The organism is Flavobacterium sp. SOK18b, from assembly GCF_014156605.1.
Lineage (GTDB): Bacteria > Bacteroidota > Bacteroidia > Flavobacteriales > Flavobacteriaceae > Flavobacterium > Flavobacterium tiangeerense.
The window spans coordinates 1-21,324 of record NZ_QKNZ01000005.1; the positions used below are offsets into that span (position 1 = coordinate 1).

Here is a 21,324-nt window from a genome sequence, read left to right on the forward strand (position 1 = left end):
CTACAAACGTTAAACTATTAATTTTCAATTAGATTATTTAGAACTTTGAAAATCATTACAAAGATCTCATATTTGTATCTCTAAATTTGCACAATGAGCAATAAAAAAAAAACACTTCTTTTATTTTTATTTCTAATATTAGAAAGCACATGTAACGCTCAAGAGTTTCGATTACAAATCATTGGGAATTCAAAAGAAGAAACCAAAATAATAGACTCCTTAAATTACCAAACCAAACATAAAAATGTAAGTTCTATAAATCATGAAGTAGAAGGCTTTCTCAAAAAAGCTTCCTTTATAGGTTATATTGAAGTAAAAACATTTCAACTAAATAAAATTAACGACTCTACTTTTCAAAATAAAATTGATTTAGGACAACAAATAAAAAAAATTATCGTCACCATTCCGGATCTAGAAACAGTGACACTATTAAAACTACAAAAAAAAACAATTGAAATACCTTATTCAGAAATCGAGACGTTTCTAGATCATACACTACACCTTCTAGAAGATACCGGATATGCTTTTGCAAAAGTAAAACTCATCAGTATAAAAAGAAAGCAATCTCTTTTACTTGCAGAATTAGACATTCAAAAAAACTCCACCCGAAACATCAATGCAATAGTCATAAAACAGGAAGGAAAAAATAAATTCCCAAGAGGTCATCTCACTCAAATAAACCGAAAATATAAAAACAAACTATTTAATTTAAAAAGTCTTGAACAAATCCATTCTGATTTTAATAAACTCAACTTTGTCAATCAAATAAAATACCCTGAATTTTTAGTAACCAAAGATACGACCAAGGTATATGTGTATCTAGAAAAGAAAAATTCGAATACATTTGATGGGTTTATCGGCTTTAGCAATAATGAAAATCGTTTTACCTTAAATGGTTACTTGGACATTCAACTTGAAAACATTTTAACTAAGGGAGAACAAATACAAATTTTTTGGAAAAGCGACGGCAATGATCAAAAAACTTTCAAAGCGAGTTTAGCTTTACCCTATCTTTTTAATTCTCCGATAGGAATCCAAACAGACTTACAAATTTTCAGGCAAGACACTACATTTCAAAATACAAAAACAACTTTAGGGTTAAATTATAGATTGAAAAACAATTCTGAAATAAAGTTAGGATACCATTCCACACAGTCCAGCGTAATCCAAGACGGTAACTCAAACATAGCGGGATTTAATAACAATTTCCTAACAATAGGTTATGAAAATAAAGATCTCTTCATCAGAAAAAATAGGTTTATACCACGTTTTGGTTTTATTGCTTTGCTAGGAGCAGGCAAGAGAATAGCAGAGATAGAACCAGAACCAAAACCGACCAAACAAATTCAAATAGAGATAAAAAACATTCTCCTTTTTGAACTTAATTCCAAACACTCATTCTATATCAACAATCAAAATCATTACCTAGCTAGTTCTCAATATTTAGAAAATGAGTTGCATCGCTTTGGAGGATTTAATAGTGTTCGAGGTTTTCGAGAAAATAGTCTTGCTGCATTTTGGACATCTGCATTTTTAACAGAATATCGTTATACATTGACTAGCAAATTTTATATCCACACCATAGCAGATCTCGCTTATTTTAAAAACAACACACCCAACTCATTAAGGAACAACCAACTAATTGGCCTCGGTCTAGGCTTTGGTGCACAAACAAAAAACGGATTATTACGCATTGCACTAGCAAGTGGCGCTTTAAATTCTCAGAAAATTAAAACTGAAAACGGAATCCTACATTTGAGTTACAACATCAAATTCTAACTTTAACATTTTAAAACAATTTTTTATTAGGAATGTTAAGATAATATTAAGACGTTTGTGAAACTAATTCAAAATATTAAAAAATGAAACTAAAGTTTAATGGATTACTAGTACTTCTTCTAGTATTAGTGGCGCAAATAACATTTGCCCAAGAAAGATCTGTTTCGGGAACTGTTTCTGATAATACAGGAATGCCTTTACCAGGCGTGAGTGTATTAGTGAAAGGAACTAAAACTGGAACACAGAGTAATTTTGATGGAACCTACACTATCAAAGTTAGTCCAACCCAAGTACTAGTGTTTAGCTACATTGGTATGAAAACTCAAGAAGTAGCTGCAAGTTCAACTACTGTAAATGTAAAATTATCAGATGACTCAATACAACTAGAAGGTGTAGTTGTAGGTGCGTTAGGAATAAAGCGAAATAAAAACGCTTTGACATCATCTACGCAAGTTGTTGCATCAAAAGAGTTAACACAAGCTGCTAACCCTAACGTTGTACAATCTTTAGTAGGTAAAGTTTCAGGTCTTCAAATAAACAAAAGTAGTAATGGAGTTAATGCGACCAATAGAATTGTACTAAGAGGATCAAGATCTATAACAGGTAACAATGAAGCCTTAGTAGTAATTGACAACTCTATATCTACTTCAGCTGCATTACAACAATTACCACCAGAATTAATTGAAAATGTGAACGTTATTAAAGGTATGCAAGGAGCTGCCCTTTATGGTGAGCAAGGAGTTAATGGTGTAATAATTGTAACTACTGTAAAAGGAAAACAAAAAGGAAAAATCACAGTTAACGTAAATTCGGCAATTGATTATGAAAGCATTTCATTCATGCCTAAAACACAAAACAAATATGGTCAAGGATGGGATGGAGTTCATCTTCCAGATGAAAATGGATCTTGGGGACTTCCATTTGATGGGGTAGTAAGACCTACAGGTTTAGCTCAAGCAGACGGACTTGAATTTGAGGCACCATACTCTTTTATTAAGGACAATGTTAAAGCTTTTTACCAAACAGGTACTACTTATCAAAATGGCTTCTCTATCAATGCTGGTAGCGAAGATTCATACGCTTTATTTTCTGCAAATAAAGTAAAAACAGAGTTTGTAGTAAATGGTGATCAATTAGAAAGAAATAGCTTCTTATTCAAAGCTGGTAAAAAAATTGGTAAATTTAGCATAGACGGTAACGTAAACTACTCATATCAAAAATCATCAGAAACGTCTCCAGATCTTTTAGACGACTTAATTCAAACAGCAGGAAATATTGATTTGAAAATGTTTAAAAACTCAGGGAACGAAGGAAATTACACCATCTATTTCAAAAATTCTTACTGGACTGTTGACAACAATCGTAACGATGCAAGAAGAACATTCGTAAACACTATTGCTGCCTTAAAATACGAAATAAATAAAAACATCAATATTAGCTACACTGGTAATTTACAGTTCACTAATAGAGATGCACAATCTCACATTAACCAATACACTGAACCTCTTGCACTAGCTGCAGTTGGAGCAAATAGAAATCAAACATCAGAGTTTTACGCAAGCCAATCTTCTTTAAGAACTTATTATGGAGATTTATTAGTGAATTTTGATTATGAATTAAATGATGACTTCAGCTTGAAAGCTTTAGTTGGAAGTAATATGCAAGATCGTAATTACAGAATAACTTCACAAGGAGGTCAAAATCTTGACATACCTGGATGGTATCATATCAATAACGTTTTAAGTCCTGCAAATCCATCAACGCTTGACAATAGATCTCAAAAATCAAATCGTGCATCTGTTCTAGCAAATATCGATTTAGGTTACAAAGATTACTTGTTTCTTAACTTAACTGGAAGAAATGATTGGACATCAGTATTATCAAGAGAAAACAATAACTTCTTCTATCCAAGTGCTGGGGTTTCATTTATTCCTACATTAGCTTTTGAAGGATTAAAGAGTGAAACTTTAAATTATTTAAAACTTTCTGCTAACATTGTTAAGGTAGGTAACTCATCATCTATTCAACCATATGCAACTTCAGAAATAGGTGTATTCCCAACTGGATTCCCTTATGGTCAATTAGGATCTTATATCATTAATCAAAGACCTACTGATAAAAATATCCGACCTGAATTTGTAACTACAAAAGAAGCTTCAGTAAGTGTTGGCCTTTTCAATAACAGAATTACAATTGACGGATCTGCTTATATCTCTGATACAAAAGATTTGATCACTGCTGCCACAGCATCTTCTGCTTCTGGATTAGCGACTTCTCAATCAAATGTTGGTGACATGACCACAAAAGGTCTTGAAATCGATTTAGGATTAGTACCATTTAAAACAGAAAATTTCTCTTGGAATTTAAGAGCTAGCTATTCTACTAATAAATCTATAATCAACTCACTTGCAGCTGGCGCAAATGAAATCAACCTTTTTTCTGACGCACTTACTGGAACAGGAATTTTTGCAGAAGTTGGTCAAGAGTTCCCATTGATTAAAGGAACAACATTTGTAACAGACGCAAATGGAAGCGTAATCGTTAATCAATTTGGTTTGCCTACAAGATCTTCTTCTAACTCTATTTTAGGAAAAGCAACTCCAGATTATATATTAGGTTTATCAAACACGGTAACATACAAAGGATTCACATTATCTGCTGTTATGGATTATAGAACAGGTCATCAAATAGTTTCAGGAACTAAATATGACTTAACTTGGCCAGGACGTTTAGAAGAAACAGCAAGTTTCGACAGAGAAGTTGGATTCATTTTACCAAATTCTGTAATTGAAACAGCACCAGGATCAGGAATTTATACTCCTAACACATCTGTATATACAGCTAAAGGTCATGACGCTAATGGTATTATTGACTACTATGCTACATTAAGTAGATCTGGAAAACACAATGTAATTGATGCAAGCGCATTTAAAGTGAGAGAACTTTCTTTAAGCTATTCGGTACCAACAACATTTATTGAAAAAATTGGATTGACATCACTTAGATTTGGTATAAATGCAAGAAACCCTTTTACAGTTTTAGCAAAAAGCAACAAAGGATATACTGATCCTGAGGCTTCAGATAGTACAGCTAACAATGGTAATGGGCAAGGATATTCTGGCACAGGACAATATCCAAACACTAGAACTTTTGGTGGTAGCATGAACTTAACTTTTTAATTAAAAGAAATGAAAAAAATATTTTTTATACTAGCAGTAGCAGCTGTATCACTGACATCTTGTAGTGATTACTTGGCTGACAACACTAACGTAAATAGTCCGCTGGAATCAGAACTTCCACCGAGACTTATCTTACCAGGTGCACAAGCACAAACATTCAGAACACAGGCTATAAACATGAACCGTTTAGGTAGTGTAATGACCAACGCTTGGGGTGGTAATATTTACCAATTTACAAACCCATTACAAGTAGAATATTCGTATAATTTTGACAATAATACTTATGCTGCTATTTGGGATGGTTTATACCGTAACGTATCAAACTTTCAAAAAATAATCGAAACTGACTTACCTAATCAAGAGAATTACGTAGCTATCTCTAAAATTATGAAAGCACACTATGTTCAATATATTGTAGATTTATATGGTGATTCACCATACTTTGATGCATTTAAAGGACAACAAAATTTGACACCAGCTTATACAGATGATGCTGTTATTTACAAAGAGCTGATCAAAGAATTAGAAGATGCGCGTGCCTTAATCCAAAATCCATCAGCTACAGCAGAAACTGTTTCAACAGATGTTATATTTAGCGGAAATATGAGCAAGTGGCTACAATTAGCAAATACAATTGAGTTACGAATTTTACTTAGACAAAGTAAACTTACAGATCCTGCTACAGTAACTTATTTGAATTCAAAATATGCTACATTACAAGCTCTAAACAATTTTGTATCAAGCGATGTTTTAATCAATCCAGGATATTCATCTGCTAACAATGACAAACAGAATCCATTCTTTGGTTCATTTGTAAGAGACGCAGCAGGTTCTACAACGAATACAACCTATACTTTTTTCACTTCTTCAAAACATTTTGCTGATGTATTAAATGGAGCGACAGGCGGGCCAACAGCAGGTGTTGTTGATCCAAGAAGAGCAAGAATATGGAATCTTGTAGGCGGAAAAGTAGTGGGTACGGACCAAGGACAAAAACCACTACCTGGACAAAACAATGATACAAACCCAACTTCAAGATTTGGACAAGGAATAGCGGGTCCAAACGGAAATAGAAATAAACCTGCCAACGATCTTGGATCAGCTAGAGCTGGAGTATTGATGCTACTTTCAGAAAGTAAATTTCTTCAAGCTGAAGCTGTACAAAGAGGTTTCTTAACGGGTTCTGCACAAACTTTATTCAATGAAGGTGTTCAAGCTTCTTTCACATATTTAGGAGCTACAATAGGAACTTATTTGACTGATATTGATGCTACACCTAATTTTGGTTGGACTGCAAGTACAAACAAAATCCAAGCCATTTTGACTCAAAAATGGATTGCTTTAAGTGGAATACACGGTGTTGAAAATTACATCAACTATACACGTACAGGTTTTCCTGTGATTCCAGGTTCTATTAATGGTTTTAATTTACAACCAAGTAGACCAAAGAGACTAATCTATCCTTTATCAGAGTACAATGCTAACTCTGGAAATGTGCCAATTTTAACATCGGCTCAAATTACAACTCAAGGTCCATTTTGGTATGTACCGTAATTAAATCTTTTGATTATAAAAAAGGCTGTCTGAAAAGACAGCCTTTTTTAATTACATCACAACATCATTACTATCACATTTTAACAGATTGAAAACCACCCCAAAAAATGGGGTGGTTTTTTTTTATAATTGTCACTACCAGACTCCTACACTACATTAATAGCAACTCAAATTAGAAGAAAAGCAAAAGATAAAATATCTTACTTCATCAAAAATCACAACTAACGGTAAAATAATATAGTTTAAATTAGGAATTATAAAAAATAGGGACCGCAAGATCTACAGCGTAATACTGCCAAACAAAAATACAAACTAAAGCAAGTAGAGAAGCTAAATTAGTTACTATCATATTTCATTCAAAAGTTAATCATAACAAAAAATAATAAAATTACCAATCCTTTCACAAATCATTACTCTTTACCTATATAATTTCAAACGCAACCGTCATAAATATAATTAGAAACTATATAAACCAAAATAACATACTTACAAGTACACATAAGGCAATACAAACAACAATAAATTATGATAAAAGATAAATTATATCAATTTTATTAGGATAGTTAACAAAAAATTAAGAGTTTTGTTTAACTAATCAAAACAATTAAAAATGAAACTAAAGTTTAATGGATTACTAGTGCTTTTATTAGTACTAATAGCGCAAATTACTTTTGCGCAAGAAAGAACTGTTTCAGGTGTCGTTTCAGACAATGCAGGACTACCTTTACCAGGTGCTAGTGTATTAGTGAAAGGGACAAAAACTGGAACACAAACTGATTATGATGGTAAATTCGTGATCAAAGTAAATGCTAACCAAATTTTGGTCTTTAGCTTTATCGGCATGAACACACAGGAAGTTCTTGCGAAATCAGCAACAATTAATGTTAAATTGACTGGTTCTGCGATGGAACTAGAAAATGTAGTTATCAACACTTTGGGGATTGAGGTAAAAAGAAACGAAAAAGCATCATCTTTCTCAAAAGTAAAAGGAAGTGAAATAGCAAAGTCTGGAGAAACCTCTTTGATAAAAGGACTTTCAGCAAAAGCTTCAGGTGTAGCTATTGTTTCTAATTCAGGTGATCCAGGATCAGGGGCATACATACAAATTAGAGGCCAAAACTCAATTACAGGCTCAACACAACCATTGTTTGTAATAGACGGTACGCCTGTTTCTAATGACGAAATTGGAAGCGGTGTAGATGGTGTAGGACAACAAAGCAGACTGAACGATATTAACCCAAATGACATTGCAAGTGTTCAAGTGCTTAAAGGTGCATCAGCAGCAGCACTTTGGGGCTACAGAGCTGCGAATGGTGTAGTTTTAATAACGACCAAAAAAGGAAAAAAAGGAAAAATTTCAGTAGACGTTAATTCCACTGTTTCTTTTGACAAGGTAAATGTTGAAATGAAATTACAAGACAAATTTGGCCAAGGTACAAATGGTGTTTGGACACGAAATAATGCTAACTCCTATGGTGATAAAATAGCATCCAGAATAGGGGGAAGCGACGTATTCAACACAACTGGCCAATATTTCGTAACTAATGATGGAAGAAAAATTTATCCCATAGCTGCAGGAGGAAAGAAAAGTACTGATAATTTTCAAAAATCAAACATGGATGCTGTAATTGGCGATGGACTATTACTTGATAATCACATAAGTATAAGCGGAGGTGGAGAAAACACTAACTTTTATTTAGGATTAGGTAATACAAACCAACAAGGTATTATAAGAAACTCCGATTATGAAAGAACTAGCATCGACTTTACTTCTGAATCAAAAATTGGTGATAAAACTTCTTTTAAAACTAAATTTGGCTATTCATCTGTAAATTCTAATCGAATTCAAACTGGATCAAACACAAGTGGTTTATATTTAGGACTATATAGATCACCCTCTGATTTTGATAACAGAGATTTCATAGGAACAAATATACAAGCTAATGGCTCAGCTCAACTCAATAGTCACAGAGCTTATAGACAAGATGTAGGAACATTTGCTACAGATTTAAATCCAAGTTACAATAACCCTCTTTGGACAACTGACGTACAAAAAAACCCAAATACAGTAAACCGATATATAGGTGGATTTGAATTAAAACATAACTTTACTTCTTGGATTTCTGTATTAGCTAGACTAGGATTAGATGGATATAGCGATCAAAGAATCACTATGTTCCCGATGAACTCAGCCGAGAACGCAGGTAATGGTAGAGCAAATGAAAGCGTAACGGACTATCAATCATTTAATGCTGATATAATAGCATTAGGAGATACTAAAATTACAGAAAATGTTGGCTTATCATATTTGACAGGTATTAACTTTTCTCAAACAAATTATGATCAAAGAGGAGGTTCATACAAAAATTTCATTACTGATTCTAAAGGCTTTTCTTATGATAATGCATTGCTAGTAGATAAAACAACTTTCTTAGACAGAACCTATTCAAAATTAAGTGGGGCATACTTTTCTACTGCATTTGATTACAAAAATTATTTATTCTTGACCTTAGGCGGACGATTTGAAACTTCTTCAACATATGATCCAAACTTAAAAGTGTATTTCTATCCAACAGCTGAACTAGGATACAAATTCACTAATGGTTTTGAAAGTGAAATTTTAACCGACGGTAAATTAAGAGCTACTTTTGGACAAATAGCATCAATTCCAAGACCTTATGCTGGAACAACTTATTTTAATTCAGCCTTGGGCGCAGAAGGTTATGGACCAGCTTATGATTCAGGAGCATACAATGGATCTTTCCAACAAGCAGGAACGGGTGGTAACCAAAATTTAAGACCAGAAATCAAAACAGAAATGGAAGCAGGTCTTGACTTGCAATTCTTTAAAGCACTTACAATTAACGCCACTTATTACTCTAATGAAACCAAAGATTTATTAGTTAACGTTCCTTTAAACGGAAGTTCAACTTACAGCACCCTTTATGGCAATTTTGCAACTATTGAAAATAAAGGTTTTGAGGTAGAGTTTGATGTAAACTTATTAAATTCAAGTTCAGCATTCAAATGGAATCTTTTTGGAAACTGGAGTACTAACCGTAATAAGGTGACTAAACTAGATGGAACAAGTTCTTTATTCCTTAACGGATTTACTGGATCTTCTTCTCGTGCAGTTTTAGGACAACCATTAGGAGTACTTTGGGGAGGTAAATTTGACAGAAATACTACTGGAGAATTAATATTAGACGCTAATGGATTCCCAACAGCAGCTGAATCCGAGGGAATTATCGGAGATCCTAATCCAGACTGGAGAGGTGCTATTGGTACATCTTTCACTTATAAAGGATTCAAATTAAGCACTTTATTTGATGCTTCAATAGGAGGTCAATTATGGGACGGAACAAGCGGAGCTTTAAACAACTTCGGTAAAACTATAGAAACTGCAAACGAAGTTACTTTAACCACGCCTACTGTAAACTATGCTGGACAAACTATTGCGCCAGGAACAGTAAGGGGTAATTTAAGAGACTTTGGTGCAGGACCTGTGTTGTTAGATCAGTCTTGGTACCAATCTCTTGGAGGTGGTTTCGGACCAGTTGGAGAACAGTTTGTTAAATCAGCATCTTGGATTAAATGGAGAGAACTTTCTTTATCTTACAATTTAAATTTAAGCAAGAAAAATCTAGGTGTTGATAATATTACATTCACAGCTACAGGAAGAAATTTATGGTTGTGGACTGAAGCTGATTTAGGTCAAGACCCAGAGACAAACCTTACAGGTGGATCAAATGGACGAGGATTACAATACTTCAATGCTCCAAACACTAAATCATTAATATTTAGCGTTAACTTAAAATTCTAAAACATGAAAAATATATTTATAAAGTCAATTAGTCTATGCTTCATAGCATCTACGTTATTTAGTTGTACAGACTATGTATCAGATTATAATGTTGACCCAGATTTAATTACAGATTCAGATGCTAAAAATTTGTTTCAAGGAATACTCTTAGCTGATCAATTTTTTCAGACTAGCTCAAATACAAGAGATGTTATGATTTGGTTGAATCAAGCAAATGGTGAAAATAGACAATATGTAGCATTAAACGATTGGAACCTGTCAACAGCATCCACTTTTGATGATAGTTGGAATAATGCCTATGTAAATTGTATTACAAATGCAAAAATAACTTCTTTAAAAGCAGAAAAAGAGTTAAATCCTAGATTAGCTGGTGCAGCACAAGTTATTGAAGCTCATGCAATGGGATCGGTTACTTCTTTATGGGGAGATGCACCATATAGTGAACTTGACATTACTGGTAAAAATTTAACGCCAAAGTATGATTCTCAACTAGCTATATATACTAGTTTGCAAACTTTATTGGATAAAGCTATAACTAATTTAAAAGCAACTACTGGTAAAGGAATTCCAGCTGATAAAGACCTTTACTACGCTGGTAATACTGCGAAATGGTTAAAACTAGCTTACTCACTAAAAGCAAGATACTACCTTCATATTAAGGATTATACAAAAGCAAAAGCAAATGCCTTGCTAGGAATGTCAGGTCCTTCAGATGATTTAATTGCAAAGTTTGGGAACTCAAGTGGTCAAAGTTTCAATCCATTTTATGATTTCCTAGTTTACCAAAGAGATGATTATATGTCTGGCGATAGTTATGGCGCAAGATTATTAGATCCATCAACAACAATTTACAGAGGAAATGCAAAAACTGACGAACATGCGCGCTTTGCATTTTGCTACAATCAAGAATACTTTTCTCCATATTCTTTAAATATTTACGGAGGGGATTACGGTGGTACAAACGGTAAATTTGGAAGTGATTCAGGGCTACCAATGGTAACATACGGAGAAATGCTATTAATAATAGCAGAAGTTGATACAAGAAGTTCTTTTACGACAGGCTTATCTTCCTACAACACTTACAGAGCTTTATTAGATACTGGCTATTCAATAGGTATTTCAAATTCAGGTTATGAGTCAGAAACGTTTAATTACGATCCTTATGTATCATCAGATTTTCTTGCTGGTGGAATAGAAAACAATTCTGGAAATTCTTTAACTGATCAAAATGCACTATTAAGAGAAATTTTTCAAGAAAGATATATTTATTTCATGGGAAGTTTCGAAAGCTTTAATGATTTCGGAAGGTCTAATAATACCGCACAAATTCAATTAAAAACAGGAAAAGCAGGAAGTCCGCAACGCTTTTTATATCCACAAGTAGAGATAAATGCTAATCCAAACACACCAAGTCCAGTACCACCAATTGTGACTAAAACTCCTGTACATCAATAAGCAGGTTTTGATTTAATACTAAAACCATCCCATTTTTTGGGGTGGTTTTTTTTTATATATTTGCACTATGGAAAAAGAACATCAAATATTTGGGATTAGAGCGATAATCGAAGCTATACAATCTGGCGCAACAGTAGACAAAGTATATATTCAAAAGGAAGCAAGTAGCGAACTAATGAAAGACTTGATGAAAGTGATGAAACGTGGAAACATCAATTTCTCATACGTACCCGTTGAAAAGCTAAATAGATTAACCCCAAATAACCACCAAGGAGCTGTGGCTACTATCTCTCCTATTTCATTTTTTGATTTGGAAAGTTTAATAGATACGGTACTTGAAAACGGTAAAAAACCATTGTTTTTGATTCTGGATCAGATTTCAGATGCTAGAAATTTTGGAGCCATCATCAGAACTGCTGAATGTACTGGAGTAAATGGAATCATTGTTCAAAAAGCCGGATCGGCGCCTGTGAATGGAGATACCGTAAAAACATCTGCTGGAGCCGTTTTTAATATTCCAATTTGTAAAGTTGAACACATTAAGGATGCTATATTTTTATTGCAAGCCAATGGAATTAAAACAATTGCTGCTACAGAAAAGACGGAGCAAAACATATATGACATCTCTTTGAACGAACCTGTTGCAATTATTATGGGATCAGAAGACAGAGGTGTAAATCCATCTGTATTGAAAATTGTAGATGAAAAAGCAAAGCTACCAATGTTTGGGACAATTGGTTCCTTAAATGTTTCCGTAGCGTGTGGTGCCTTTTTATATGAAGCTGTTAGACAACGATCTTAACGCAATAAATATTTTTAAAATTTAAATGAGTTGAAACTATAGTTTTAACTCATTTTTTTTTTTGGAATCAACTCATATTGCACGGGTACACTAGACGTATAATACTCATAGATTGGAGATTGCTCAATAGGAACCGCAACGGGTAAATTGACAAAATTTCCTTTTTCATCAAACCGTTGCATGAATTTGTCTTGCGAAGCATCATAATCCGGGTGTTCCCAATCGTATTTTATAGGCTTCTTTAACTGAGGGGTATCATAAAGGAAAGACAATACAATTCCTGAAATAAGACCACCCAAATGACCTTCCCAAGAAATTGACTTTTCAGTTACAATCTCGGGACTTGGAAAAACATACCATACTAATCCACCATAAATAACAATGACTGTAAGTGATAGGGCAACAAGTCTTTGATTTTTGGTTTGGATTCCTTTGAAAAAAATAAAACTAAACAACACGTAAATTAATCCGCTCGCACCTATGTGATAACTTTCCCTACCGATGCACCATGTTATCATTCCTGATAGAATGATCCCGAATACAACAACAGGAACAGACTCTTTTGCATAAAAAAATTGCAAAGCTGCAAGCAAGATAAACAGCGGTATACTATTATTGTACAAATGCTCTACATCACCATGAATGAATGGACTCAAAAAAACACCTTGAAGTCCTGAAAAAGTTCGGGGATAGATACCATTTTGATAAAAATCAAAGTCAAATTTTATTTGCAACCAATAAACAAACCACAATAGTACTACACTAAAAAATGGAAATAATAGAACTGAGTTTGTAAACTTGAAATGTTTGTCCATAGATGTTGACTCGATTGATCTAAAAAGCTAATTCATATTAACGAATATGATCAAAGTACAAAAATGCAACCAAAAAACTTAAGATGTAATTTTGTCATGATAAAGTCAATATTTCATAAAGTAACACGCCCTAGCCCAGATGGAAATGACATCCTTTTAGATCTTGTTTTTTTACAAGATTTAAAAGATAGAATGTACAGCTGGAAAAAGCTACAAATAAAGCTGTAATTTTACACCCATAAAAAGCTAGTTACAGTCAACCAAATTAAGAAAATGGAAGCACCACTTGCAGAACGAATACGCCCTCAAAAACTGGATGATTATGTGAGTCAGTCTCATCTTGTAGGGCCAAATGGATCATTGACACAGCAAATTGCTAAAGGAATAATCCCATCATTAATTTTTTGGGGACCACCAGGCACTGGAAAAACAACCTTATCACAAATTATCGCTCAGGAATCTAAACGTCCGTTTTATATTTTAAGCGCTATTAATTCTGGAGTTAAGGACATCCGGGAAGTTATTGAAAAGGCAAAACAGAGTGGCGGATTGTTTACAGCCAAAAATCCTATTTTATTTATTGACGAGATTCACCGCTTTAGTAAATCGCAGCAGGATTCCTTACTCGCTGCGGTAGAGAAAGGCTGGGTTACCCTTATAGGCGCTACAACTGAAAACCCCAGTTTTGAGGTAATTCCCGCCTTACTGTCAAGATGTCAAGTCTATGTGTTGAATCCGTTTACAAAAATAGATTTAGAGACCTTACTGGAACGTGCCATGAAGAAAGACGTACTGATGTCTCAAAAAAATATTGAGCTCAAAGAAACAGAAGCTTTATTAAGGCTTTCGGGCGGTGATGGCAGGAAATTATTGAATGTTTTTGAACTTGTGGTAAATGCATCTCTTGATGACAAAATTATCATTACTAACGATCGTGTATTTGAAGTTGTACAACAAAATACGGTGCTTTATGACAAAACAGGAGAACAGCACTATGATATTGTATCGGCATTTATAAAATCTATTCGTGGTAGCGATCCTAATGGAGCTGTGTACTGGTTAGCCCGAATGATTGAAGGCGGTGAAGATGTAAAATTTATAGCCAGAAGAATGCTCATATTAAGTAGCGAAGATATTGGAAACGCAAATCCTACTGCTTTTATCATGGCCAACAACACTTTTCAAGCAGTGGCTACTATAGGTTATCCGGAAAGCCGAATCATTTTGAGTCAATGTGCAGTGTATCTTGCCACATCTCCAAAGAGTAATGCATCCTACTTAGCTATAGGTACTGCACAACAACTAGTGAAACAAACGGGAGATTTACCAGTGCCGATTCATTTACGCAATGCGCCAACCAAATTAATGAAAGAACTAGGCTATGGTGAGGAGTACAAATACTCTCATGATTACGCTAATAATTTTGCAGAACAAGAATTTTTACCTGATGATTTGAGCAATACTCCAATTTATGTACCTGGGAATAATTCGAGAGAAAATACCATTAGGGAATTTTTAAAAAACCGCTGGAAAGATAAATATGGATATTAAATTTCACAGAAAAGCCTTGACGAATCAAGGCTTTTCTATGATTAAGAAACACTTTTATTTTCTAGAATTTTACATTTATTTTTTCTGAAACCAATACATCATTTTTATAATATTCAAAGTACCATTGGTTCTCTTTTAAAATTAAAGAACCTTGAATATCACCCTTAATAGCAATAAATGAGTTCTGCTGAGAAGTTTTTAATAATTTCATGACTACTTTTGGTGTTTTGTCAATCAATTGATATCCCGTTGCAGTAGGTTGAGCATACAAAAGATCAGCTGAATCTACAGATGTTGGCAAGCTAGAAACAAGGGTTGAAGCATCTGGGCTTCCAACTGTTTTTTGTCCACTTTGTGTCACCATTACTGAATTTGTCTGGTTATTTTCCTGTTTTTCTGGAACTCCACTATATTTATATTTTAAAGCATTTACCGATTTAAAAGCTTCATTTAAAGCTTCATTATACGCTGCTTTATAATCTTTATCCCTGCTTTTACCTACTTCTGATTTAAAAACAAGCCTGTCATTACAATCTTTTAGTGTTATAAAAAGTTTAGAAATTAAAAAACCATTTTCTTTTTCAACGTTTGCAAAGAGTAAATCACACCTGTTGCTATATTCAATAGGTAGAGTTTCTTTATTATAAAAAACTGTAAATCCAGCTTTCTCTAGATTGAACTTTGTTAAAGTATTTAGTCGGTATTGATTTTCAATCTTTAACCATTCATATTTTACGGGTACAATTACCGCTTTATAATTGTTTACCGTTTGTCCAAAAGAAATAGTTACGAATAAAAGTAAAATGCTTACTGCTATTTTTTTCATCTTATAAAAAATTTTTAAGTTGTAATAAATGGTTAATTTGTTTAACATTGCCATCGACTTCCATACTATTTTCATTAAAAAAAATAGCATCTAATCCAGCATTAAGAGCCCCTTGAACATCCGCTTCATAACTATCTCCAATCATGATACTAGATGTAACAGCTGCATTAGCTCGCGCAAGTGCATAATTAAAAATACCTGGATTAGGTTTTTTTACTCCAGCCATTTCAGAGTTTGTAATCGTTTGAAAATAACTTTCAATTTTTGCGTTGTACATTTTTCTAGATTGTACGTCGGCAAAGCCATTTGTAATGATATGTAAGTTATATTTTGGCTTTAAATACTCCAAAATTTCAAATGTTCCGTCAAATAAATGATTACTATCTGGTAAAAGTTTGATGTATTCATCAGAGATTTTATTGATTTGAGCATCCGAAATGGAGTAATCAATAGCATCAAAAGAATGTTTCAATCTGTTATAACGCAATTCCTCATGCGTAATTTTGTCAAACTGATATAATTTCCAACATTCCTGATTTATAGGCACATATTTATCAATAAATAGCTTAGCATCAACATCAGGGTGATTGTTTTTAAAAATAGTATTGAAAGTAAGTTCTGAATTTTTATCAAAGTCCCATAATGTATGGTCTAGGTCAAAAAAAACATCCGTTAATTTTTGTTTCATAATTTGTAATTAAATTATGCCTTCATCGGCAAAGCTAAAATAACTGTTTTCAGTCACTATAAGATGATCTAGTACTTTTATTTCTAAACTTTCTCCAGCTTGTTTTAATTTTTTGGTAATGTGTTTGTCTGCATCACTGGGCACAAGTGTTCCTGAAGGATGGTTATGACATAAAATTAAGGCTGTTGCGCCATTTTCAAGAGCTGTTTTAAAAACGATTCGTACATCAACAAGTGTCCCGGTAATACCTCCTTTACTCAGTTGAGATTTGGCAATAATTTTATTAGAGTTATTCAAAAAAATAATCCAAAACTCCTCATGTGGCAGCTCTCCTATTACGGGTTGCATGATTTCAAAAATCACTTTACTTGAGGTTACTTTTTTTAACTCCACAGTATCCTCTGCTCTACGTCGTCGACCCAATTCAAGAGCCGCAATAATTGCAATTGCTTTTGCCTCACCAATTCCCTTAAAAGTGGTTAATTGTGCTAAGGATAATTTTCCTAATGCATTTAAATTATTGTCAACACTGGATAAAATTCGTTTGCTTAAATCAACAGCGGACTCATTCCGACTACCCGATCCTATCAATATAGCTATCAACTCCGCATCGCTAAGAGCACTTTTACCTTTGAGCATCAATTTTTCACGTGGTCTATCATCTTCGGACCAATTTGTGATGGGAAAATTAGTTTGTTCCAAGTCGTAACTTTTTAAAATTAAGCGTAATACAAAAGTAAAAATAACGTTATTTTAATTAAAGATAAAAATATGAAAGCTATTTATTTAATTATAATTCTTACAGCACTTTTTACTATTGATTCAAAAGCGCAACCTAAAGAGACAAATCTATTGTTTGAAACACGACTTTCAAAAGCGGCTTTATCCATTGTAAACCCCAATATTATCTATGATCCAACTTATAAATCCATGCCCTATCCTAAAGGAGATGTACCTAAAAACAAAGGAGTTTGTACGGATGTAGTCATTAGAGCCTACAGAAAATTGAATATTGATTTACAAAAAGAAGTACATGAAGATATGAAAACTAATTTTTCTAAATATCCCAACCTTAAAAAATGGGGCATGAAAAGGACTGATACAAATATAGATCAAAGAAGAGTTCCAAACTTAGAGGTTTTCTTTGAAAGAAAAGGTAGAAAGCTACTAGTATCAGATAAAGCTCAAGATTATAAAACAGGTGCTATTGTAACTTGGATAATTAACGGAAAACTTCCTCACATAGGTATTGTAACTCATAAAAAAACGAGTGACGGCATGCGTCCACTACTTGTACATAACGTAGGGTCAGGTCAAGTACTAGAAGACTGTTTATTTAAATACAAAATAGTAGGACACTATCAATATGAAAAATAAAAGGCGCCTTAATAATGGCGCCTTAAAGTTTATTACTGCATTAGATTTTTGACCTCATCAAAATTTAATCCGCCATAATTTCCAGAACTCATCAACAACAAAGCTGAATTGTCTAAATCAAGATTAAACAAATAGTCTTTAAAATCTTGTGGATTGGTATAAATAATCAAATCTTCTCTGTTAAAAGATTTTGCTATTTGATCATAAGTTACTTCTTCAAGTTGTTTGATTTTTACAGCATCAGGGGAGTAAAAAACAACTGCTACATCAGCATATTCCAGCGCTCCTTCATATTCTTTTAAGAACTCCGCATTCAAGCTACTGTAGGTGTGCAATTCTAAACAGGCTACTAATGTACGACTTGGGTACTGTTCTTTTACTGCTTTAGTTGTGGCTGCTACTTTACTTGGTGAGTGTGCAAAATCTTTGTAGGCTACTTTTCCTTTTCCTTCGGCTATTTTCTCTAGTCGTTTGCTTGCACCTTTAAAACTAGCAATTGCTTCGTAAAAATCAGCTTCATCAACACCCATGTTTTGACAAATCCATTTGGCACCAGCCAAATTATTTAAATTGTGCGCTCCAAAAACTTCAATTGGCATGTCTCCCTCTGGAGTTTCTAAAAGTGTTACTCCATCATTAACTGTATATTGTGGTGTAGCGTACGCTAATTTACGGATCGGATTAGTTGCAGCCTCAGCAACGCGCTTCACTTCGGCATCGTCTTCGTTGTATACTAATATGCCACCGTTAGTAATTTTATCAATAAAAATTTCAAATTGCTCTACGTAATTTTCGTATGTCGGAAAAACATTTATGTGATCCCAAGCAATACCTGAAATTAGAGCAATATTAGGCTGATACAAATGAAATTTAGGACGCCTGTCTATAGGTGATGACAAATACTCGTCTCCTTCAAGTACCATGAAATCATTTTCTTCGGTCAGATGTACCATCGTATCAAAACCTTCGAGTTGTGCTCCTACCATATAATCTACAGCAATATTATGATAATGCATTACGTGTAAGATCATTGAGGTAATGGTTGTCTTTCCGTGAGAACCACCAATCACTACGCGGGTTTTATTTTTTGACTGCTCATATAAAAATTCTGGATAAGAATATATTTTTAACCCTAAAGCTTGTGCTTGCAGTAATTCAGGATTGTCCGCTTTGGCATGCATACCCAAAATAATTGCTTCTATATCTTGTGTTATTTTTTCGGGAAACCAGCCCATCTCTTGCGGAAGTAATCCTTTTTTTTCTAACCTAGATTTTGAAGGCTCAAAAACTGCATCATCACTACCTGTAACTTTATATCCTTTGTTGTGCAAAGCAAGTGCCAAGTTATGCATGGCGCTACCTCCTATTGCTATAAAATGAAGATGGTTAGATGTATTTGAACTTAATACCGATGGGTTAGAATTTGGATGTTTAGTTTCCATATTTATATTTTTCTGAATTTTATTTACTCATTGGCCACAGCCAAATAACGGAGTGAGATTATTATGTTTTCTTTAATTTATGTTTGTATAAATTATCTAATTTTTGGGAACCCACTTTTGTACTACCCGCCTGAATGGCTTTTTTATACTGATTTTCTGCAGCAACGTATCGTTCAAAATATTCATCAATATGCCCTCTTGAAAGGTAGCCGTCTACAGGTGATAATTTTGCTAATTCATTTGAATATTTAATCGCTTTAGACTCGCTTCCGCCAACAATTCCAGGCAACTGAATATACAATTCTATCAATGCCCATCGGGAGTCAATATGCTTTGGGTTTAATACAATGGCTTTTTCAAATGAAGATTTAACCTCATCAATCATTCCAAGCGCTTTAAACTTATTCACTGTCTTCGCTTTCATTCCTAGCGCACCACCATATTTATAATAATAATCTGCCTCTGATGGCTTAAGCACTTTGAGCTTTTTATAATATACTATCGCTTTGTCCCATGATTTAGATTGACCCGCAATATCTCCCAAGTATTCTATAACCTTAGTATCAGAAGGATTGGTTTTCAAAATACCTTCAAAAAGAACTTCTGCCTGACTGTATTTTTCTTCCTTGAAAAGTTTCTCTGCTTTTTCAAAATTGGATTGAGACCACATCATCATTGGTAGCAATAAAAAAGAATAAAGAATTTGTTTCATTTTTCAAAAATAAGAAATTTATATAAGGATGTGAAAAGATTATGAGCCAACATTGCAACTAAAAGTATAATGAAATGGAAAACTTAAAAAAACTTTCCCATAACATGCTGTTATTACTTTAGCTAGATATTAAATGAAATGATATTCATACTACATATTCACAAACAAAGTTCTTGCCACAAAGTCAACTTAGCACAAATGAATTAGTAAAAAGACTCTATTTTTCGCAACCAAAAAAACAATATGAAAATATTTTATGCCATTCAAGCCACAGGAAACGGTCACATCAGTAGAGCCACACAATTATACCCTTATTTACTTCAATACGGCACAGTAGATTTCTTCTTGAGTGGCAACAATGCTAGCTTAGATCTTAAAATACCTATTCGATATAAAAGCAATGGCTGCAGCTTGTACTACAGCAAGTGCGGTGGACTCGATTACTGGAACATCACAAAAAATATCAAACCACGCCAAATCTACAAAGACGCTGATGCACTGCCACTTAAAGACTATGATGTTGTCATCAATGATTTTGACGCCATCACTTCACTAGCCTGTAAAATGCAAAACGTACATTCGGTTCAATTGGGACATCAAGCCAGTTTCCTTTCTAAAAACACTCCCAGACCCGATAAAAAAAACATCATGGGCGAGCTCATTTTACAGCATTATGCTAAAGCTCCTAAAAACATTGGCTTGCACTTTGAAAACTACGACAGCTTCATAAGGCCTCCCATGATCAAGGACAAAATAATTGAAGCCAGTCCCAAAAATTTACAACATATCACCGTTTATTTACCATCATTTGACCAAGACTGCCTCGAAAAAGCATTTCATAAGTTACACGATGTAACATTTCATTGGTTCCTTAGTAGCGTAACTCACAAACACACCATTCAAAACATTACCTATTATCCCGTTAACCAAAAACAATTCAATAAGAGTCTCATTACTTGTGACGGAATTATTACGGGCGGCGGTTTTGAAACTCCAGCCGAAGCACTATACCTCAAGAAGAAAGTATTGAGTATACCAATTCGCAATCATTACGAGCAAGAATGTAACGCAGCAGCATTAAAAAAACTTGGAGTTCCCGTGGTATATACTGTGGATAAAGAATTTGACATTACAATCTCAAACTGGTTAAACATGAAAATTACGTATCCTGAAATGCAAGCCAATAATATTCCTGAAACGCTTCAATACCTTTTTGATACCTATCGAGATTAAAAATTAATTTTTGGGAATGCCCCGCAAAAAAAGCGGGTCGGGCTATACAGTACAATCTTTTTTGCGAAGAAAACGCAAAAAAGGATTT

At 33.9% G+C, this 21,324-nt stretch carries 15 protein-coding genes; 9 read left to right on the forward strand and 6 right to left on the reverse strand.

Features of this window, described 5'->3' with window-relative positions; translation table 11 throughout:
* The first annotated feature begins 93 nt into the window (after positions 1-93).
* From DNC80_RS00930 to rlmB, 6 genes are all read left to right on the forward strand, one after another.
* Positions 94-1,779 (forward strand): hypothetical protein, encoded by a 1,686-nt coding sequence (locus DNC80_RS00930; protein WP_182648435.1) that lies wholly within the window; start codon positions 94-96, stop codon positions 1,777-1,779.
* 83 nt (positions 1,780-1,862) lie between these two features.
* Entirely contained in the window at positions 1,863-4,958 is a 3,096-nt protein-coding gene (locus tag DNC80_RS00935; RefSeq protein ID WP_182648437.1) for a SusC/RagA family TonB-linked outer membrane protein, read from the forward strand.
* 9 nt (positions 4,959-4,967) lie between these two features.
* The gene (locus DNC80_RS00940) at positions 4,968-6,512 is read left to right on the forward strand and encodes a SusD/RagB family nutrient-binding outer membrane lipoprotein (protein WP_182648439.1); all 1,545 of its coding nucleotides are present in this window, start codon (positions 4,968-4,970) and stop codon (positions 6,510-6,512) included.
* 610 nt (positions 6,513-7,122) lie between these two features.
* Positions 7,123-10,335: a SusC/RagA family TonB-linked outer membrane protein gene (locus DNC80_RS00945; RefSeq protein WP_182648441.1), complete on the forward strand. Its 3,213-nt coding sequence runs from the start codon at positions 7,123-7,125 to the stop codon at positions 10,333-10,335.
* Positions 10,336-10,338: 3 nt separating this feature from the next.
* Positions 10,339-11,790 carry a SusD/RagB family nutrient-binding outer membrane lipoprotein gene (locus DNC80_RS00950; protein ID WP_182648444.1) on the forward strand — a complete coding sequence of 484 codons (1,452 nt, stop codon included), beginning with the start codon at positions 10,339-10,341 and terminating at the stop codon, positions 11,788-11,790.
* Between the two features lie 67 nt (positions 11,791-11,857).
* Positions 11,858-12,592 (forward strand): 23S rRNA (guanosine(2251)-2'-O)-methyltransferase RlmB, encoded by a 735-nt coding sequence (gene rlmB, locus DNC80_RS00955; protein ID WP_182648446.1) that lies wholly within the window; start codon positions 11,858-11,860, stop codon positions 12,590-12,592.
* Between the two features lie 44 nt (positions 12,593-12,636).
* On the opposite strand, the gene DNC80_RS00960 is transcribed toward rlmB, so the two are convergent.
* Positions 12,637-13,407, reverse strand: a complete 771-nt coding sequence (locus tag DNC80_RS00960; protein WP_182648448.1) for a rhomboid family intramembrane serine protease — start codon at positions 13,405-13,407, stop codon at positions 12,637-12,639.
* A 273-nt stretch (positions 13,408-13,680) separates the two neighbouring features.
* Here DNC80_RS00960 and DNC80_RS00965 point away from each other — a divergent pair, with 273 nt between their 5' ends.
* Positions 13,681-14,958 carry a replication-associated recombination protein A gene (locus tag DNC80_RS00965; protein WP_182648450.1) on the forward strand — a complete coding sequence of 426 codons (1,278 nt, stop codon included), beginning with the start codon at positions 13,681-13,683 and terminating at the stop codon, positions 14,956-14,958.
* A 61-nt stretch (positions 14,959-15,019) separates the two neighbouring features.
* Here the strand turns inward: DNC80_RS00965 and DNC80_RS00970 are convergent, their stop codons facing one another.
* From DNC80_RS00970 to radC, 3 genes are read right to left on the reverse strand one after another with little or no spacing between them, the layout of a single operon-like run.
* On the reverse strand, positions 15,020-15,784 hold the full coding sequence (locus DNC80_RS00970) for a hypothetical protein (protein WP_182648452.1): 765 nt from the start codon (positions 15,782-15,784) through the stop codon (positions 15,020-15,022).
* 1 nt (position 15,785) lies between these two features.
* Positions 15,786-16,472, reverse strand: a complete 687-nt coding sequence (locus DNC80_RS00975; protein WP_182648454.1) for a YjjG family noncanonical pyrimidine nucleotidase — start codon at positions 16,470-16,472, stop codon at positions 15,786-15,788.
* A 9-nt stretch (positions 16,473-16,481) separates the two neighbouring features.
* Complete coding sequence (radC, locus tag DNC80_RS00980; protein ID WP_086452773.1) at positions 16,482-17,174, reverse strand: DNA repair protein RadC; 693 nt, start codon at positions 17,172-17,174, stop codon at positions 16,482-16,484.
* Positions 17,175-17,243: 69 nt separating this feature from the next.
* Here radC and DNC80_RS00985 point away from each other — a divergent pair, with 69 nt between their 5' ends.
* Positions 17,244-17,849, forward strand: coding sequence for a DUF1287 domain-containing protein (locus DNC80_RS00985; protein WP_182648456.1), 606 nt, complete (start codon positions 17,244-17,246; stop codon positions 17,847-17,849).
* A gap of 32 nt (positions 17,850-17,881) precedes the next feature.
* Here the strand turns inward: DNC80_RS00985 and murC are convergent, their stop codons facing one another.
* Both murC and DNC80_RS00995 read right to left on the reverse strand, forming a co-directional pair.
* Positions 17,882-19,291 carry a UDP-N-acetylmuramate--L-alanine ligase gene (gene murC, locus DNC80_RS00990; protein ID WP_255493140.1) on the reverse strand — a complete coding sequence of 470 codons (1,410 nt, stop codon included), beginning with the start codon at positions 19,289-19,291 and terminating at the stop codon, positions 17,882-17,884.
* Between the two features lie 61 nt (positions 19,292-19,352).
* Positions 19,353-20,003, reverse strand: a complete 651-nt coding sequence (locus DNC80_RS00995; RefSeq protein WP_182648458.1) for a lipopolysaccharide assembly protein LapB — start codon at positions 20,001-20,003, stop codon at positions 19,353-19,355.
* Positions 20,004-20,246: 243 nt separating this feature from the next.
* On the opposite strand from DNC80_RS00995, the gene DNC80_RS01000 reads away from it, so the two are divergent.
* On the forward strand, positions 20,247-21,236 hold the full coding sequence (locus DNC80_RS01000; RefSeq protein WP_182648460.1) for a glycosyltransferase family protein: 990 nt from the start codon (positions 20,247-20,249) through the stop codon (positions 21,234-21,236).
* The last annotated feature ends 88 nt before the right edge of the window (positions 21,237-21,324 follow it).